This is a genomic window from Brachyspira sp. (assembly GCF_029258575.1).
Lineage (GTDB): Bacteria > Spirochaetota > Brachyspiria > Brachyspirales > Brachyspiraceae > Brachyspira.
The window spans coordinates 1-4,311 of the sequence record NZ_JARHYI010000088.1; the positions used below are offsets into that span (position 1 = coordinate 1).

Annotated in this window: 4 protein-coding genes; 3 read left to right on the plus strand and 1 reads right to left on the minus strand. The window is 26.7% G+C overall.

The genetic code is table 11. The features are described from left to right. The coding region (gene galK, locus Q1J76_RS06995; RefSeq protein WP_300368868.1) for a galactokinase at positions 1-1,169 on the minus strand (1,169 nt) is incomplete at its 3' end. Positions 1,170-1,398: 229 nt separating this feature from the next. Between galK and Q1J76_RS07000 the strand changes: the two genes are divergently transcribed. The 3 genes from Q1J76_RS07000 to Q1J76_RS07010 form a co-directional block, all read left to right on the plus strand. Beyond that, on the plus strand, positions 1,399-2,667 hold the full coding sequence (locus tag Q1J76_RS07000; protein ID WP_300368871.1) for an L-cysteine desulfidase family protein: 1,269 nt from the start codon (positions 1,399-1,401) through the stop codon (positions 2,665-2,667). A 250-nt stretch (positions 2,668-2,917) separates the two neighbouring features. Continuing rightward, positions 2,918-3,760, plus strand: coding sequence for a hypothetical protein (locus tag Q1J76_RS07005; RefSeq protein ID WP_300368874.1), 843 nt, complete (start codon positions 2,918-2,920; stop codon positions 3,758-3,760). Then, positions 3,720-4,311: tetratricopeptide repeat protein (locus tag Q1J76_RS07010; protein ID WP_300368879.1), on the plus strand; the 592-nt coding region annotated here is incomplete at its 3' end. The genes Q1J76_RS07005 and Q1J76_RS07010, both read left to right, overlap by 41 nt.

Genomic DNA, 4,311 nt, shown 5'->3' on the forward strand with positions numbered 1-4,311 from the left:
GGTAGTATTCTAGTACCATTAGATAATTTTAATATATAAACATCTGCATCTCTTCTAGTTCTTTCTTTATAATGAGAATATAAATTTTCTATAACATTTTCAACTTCGGTTTTCTTAAGGAATAATAAAACTCCTCCTCCAAAACCAGTACCTATCATTCTAGCGCCCAAAACGCCATCAATATTCATAGATTCTTCTACCAAAATATCCAATTCAGCAGTTGAAACCTCATATAATTTACTCAAACCATCATGAGTTTTAAGTATTAAATTTGATAAATCTTTAACAGAACCTTTCTTTATTGCCTTAACAGCCTGATTAACTCTATCCTGTTCAGCGGAAACATATAAAGCACGTCTTTGTTCTTTATTTTGCAAAATTTCCTTAATAAAATTTGCATCTTTAACCTTCAAATCGGATAAAGATTTCAAATTATTCTTTTTCTCTTTAAGCTTCTTTAATGCATTTTCACATTCTCTTTTTCTAGCATTATATTCACTATCGCTTGAAGTTCTTTTCTTATTGCTATTAACAACAGCCATACAATAATCGCCTAAATTAAAATCAAAATATTCATATTTAAGCGTTTTCATATTAAAGAAGAATAAAGTATTTTCTTTAGACATAAAAATAGTAACATGATCGCTTAAAGATGTTCTATGAGATGCATATTTTATTTCACCTTCATATGATAATTTAGCCATTTCAATAGGATCAACATCTTTAATATTATTTATATCCAAAGCAGCAAAGGTCAGACAGGCACATAATGAACTAGATGAAGATAAAGAAGTATTAAAAGGTAAGTCAGTATATACAAATATATCCATTCCATGTATTTTATATTCTTTTTCTAAAAGTACTGAAAAAACTCCCTTAAAATAAATAGCCCATTCATCTTCTTTATTTTTTTCTAAATCATCTAATGTAAATGATTTTCTAGCTTTAAAGGAATGAGCATATATATTAACTTTATTATCAGGTCTTTTTCTAGCTACAATATGAGTTCCTCTATCAATAGCACAAGTTATAGTATCTCCACCTGAATAATCTATAAGTTCTCCTATAACTGTTACTCTTCCCGGAGCAAAATAGAGTTTAGTATCTCCTTTATGACCGAAAACATCTCTAAATCTTGCTACTATTTTTAAATGTAATCTAGGTATCATATTAATCTCTCAAAAATTATTTGTTATAAATATCATAAAATGAAAAAAAAATCAATACTATAAACTAATGTAATTATAAAAAAAAGAATATTTTCATATTAATCAAGCCATATAAACTTAAAATCGTAAATTTTCTGAAAACTAAAATAAAATAATTTTTTTCAAATATTGATTTTGATATAAAATAATAATATAATATTAAAAATATATTTAGTTGGATTAGAATTTTATGGATAAAAATTTATACAATAATTATTTAAATATTTTAAAAGAAGAATTAATACCAGCATTAGGCTGTACAGAACCTATAGCAATAGCTTTTGCAGGTGCAAAAATAAGAGAAATAATTGGTGATATACCTGATTATATAGTTGTAAAATGCAGTGGAAATATTATAAAAAATGTAAAAGGAGTAACTGTACCAAATTCTGGTGGATTAAAAGGTATAAATATAGCTGCTACTTTAGGATTGATTGGTGGAGATGCTAGTAAAAATCTTGAAGTTTTATCTACGGTAAAAGAAGAGGATATAGAAAAAACTAAAGAACTTATAAATAAAAATTTCTGTAAATGCGATTTAATAGAAGGTTCTGAGAATTTGCATATTATAATAGAAGCTAAACTTAAAGATTCATCAGCATTAGTTGAAATAAAAAATTCTCATACCAATATAACAAGAATAGTAAGAAATGGAGAAGAATTATTAAAATCAGACAACTCTTTGAATAATAAAGATAATGATATAAGAGAGTCTTTGAATATAAAAGATATATTAGAATTTGCAAATCAGGTTAATATAGAAGATATTAAAGAAACTATTGATAGGCAAATAGAATTGAATACAAATATTTCAAGAGAAGGTATAAAAAATGACTATGGTACTGGAATAGGAAAAACAATATTAAAGTACTATGGAGATGATATAAAGAACAGGGCAAAGGCTTATGCTGCTGCTGGCTCCGATGCTAGAATGGGAGGATCTGCTATGCCTGTAGTAACTAATTCTGGAAGCGGAAATCAGGGAATAACAGTTTCAATACCTGTTATAGAATATGCTGCTGATATGAAAGTATCTGAAGAAAAATTGTACAGAGCATTAGTACTTTCAAATTTAATAGCTATACTTCAGAAAAAACATATAGGCAAATTATCTGCATTCTGCGGTGTTGTTTGTGCTGCTACAGGTGCCGCTTCTGGTATAGCATATTTGCATGACGAAGGTTATAAAACCATATGCGATACCATAACAAATGCATTATGTACAATAGGAGGTATGGTTTGCGATGGTGCTAAATCTTCATGTGCTTCAAAGATTGCTGAGGCTATTGATTGCGGAATATTAGCTTTCAATTTAGCTAGAGATGGAAAAGTTTTCAAATCTGGAGATGGACTTGTGAAAGATGATATAGAAACTACAATAGATAGTATAGGAAGAATGGCTAAAGAAGGAATGAAATTTACTGATATAGAAATATTAAATATAATGATAGATAAATAAAAAATATATTACATATTTATTTACTATATAAAGGCTTTTATTTATTAAGATATTTTCAATTAAACAATAATTACAGCATTTTATTAATGTAAAAAAGTAAAATATTAAAAAGTATAATATTGTTTAATACTAGATTTATTTTTAAAAAATTGTATAATTTATTATGTATAGTTTTCGATATTTATAATTGTAATAGTTTTTTACTTTTTTATAGATTTTATATAGAAATATTTTTCAAAAGGAGTCTTTAATGGCTAGTTTAAGCAACAAAGAAATCAATGCAACTTTAACAAAAATAAGAACTGAATATGAAAAAGGTGCTGAAAAATATGGAAGCAAAATTTACAATGTAAATAGTTTTAATGATAGATATAGAGAAGCTCTACAAAACAGACAGGATTTATCCAATTTCTTAATAGTTGAAATAAAGATTTTGGAAGATATAAAAACTACTTTAAGAGACAGAGAATTAGAACGCCAAAGAAAAAAAGCTGAAGAAGAAAAGGCTAAAGAAAATTCTTTTATGAATAAAGTAGATAATATGATAGAAAAATTCAAAAGTGCTACAGAAAAATATCCTTTAGAAAATATGCATCCTAAAGCTGATCATGAAATATGCCATTTATACGGTGCTTTCAAAGAACTGTATAACTGTTTTTCTGTGATTAGATTCTTTTCATGTGGACCTACTAGCGATTATGTTGTAGAAACTGCGGTTAAAGATTATGATAATCAATTCCAAAAATTCATAATACCTATAGGAGAAAGCAAAGTTCCACAAATATTTTCTGATTATGTATTTACTTTAGATAATGGAGATAACTCCAGCAGAGCAGAACAATTTATACTTAAAGAATCTGGTTTCTTCCTACATTCATTCATTGAAAAAATGAGTAATATAAAGCAATTGGCTCTTAAAGCAAGCAGTGACGGAGAAATAGTTCTTCCTGATTACTTGAATACTCAATCTCCTAGAGTATATAAATTCTTTAAAGGTAAAACTAAAGAAGAAATGTATGATGCTACTATAGCTTATGCCAATGCTATGATTAATGATTTCAGACTGCAAAGTTTTAGAAAAGATGGGCGTTAATAGTAAAATAGTTCTAATATTTTTCTCATTAATAGAATTATCTTTGTATTCTCAAACAAATGAAATTTTTCAATACGACAGGAAAAATTTAGCTAATGCATACAGATATTATAATGCCCAAAATTATAAAAAAGCTGCAGAATTATTTGAATATGAGATAGATTACTCCCCTATTCTTAAAATAGAATATTTTGAAAATTTAGCTAATGCATATATGTATTTAAAAGATTATAATAATATGCTTAAAGCCGCAAGAAGCGGTATAATAGTTAATAGATTTTCTCCAAAACTTCATTTCCAAAAAGGATATGCACTATATAAACTAGGCGATACTAATAAAGCAATAGATTCTATAAGATATTCAATAGAATTAAAACCAAATGATGCATATATGAACAATTTTTTGGGGCTTTTATATTTATATGTAGAAGATTATAAACAAGCTGAATCCTCTTTTTTAAAAGCTACAGTATACAGTCCTAATAATATAGTTTATATGGTAAATCTTGCCGCTGCTTATGAAAGAGATAAAAATTTTAATTCTGCTTTAA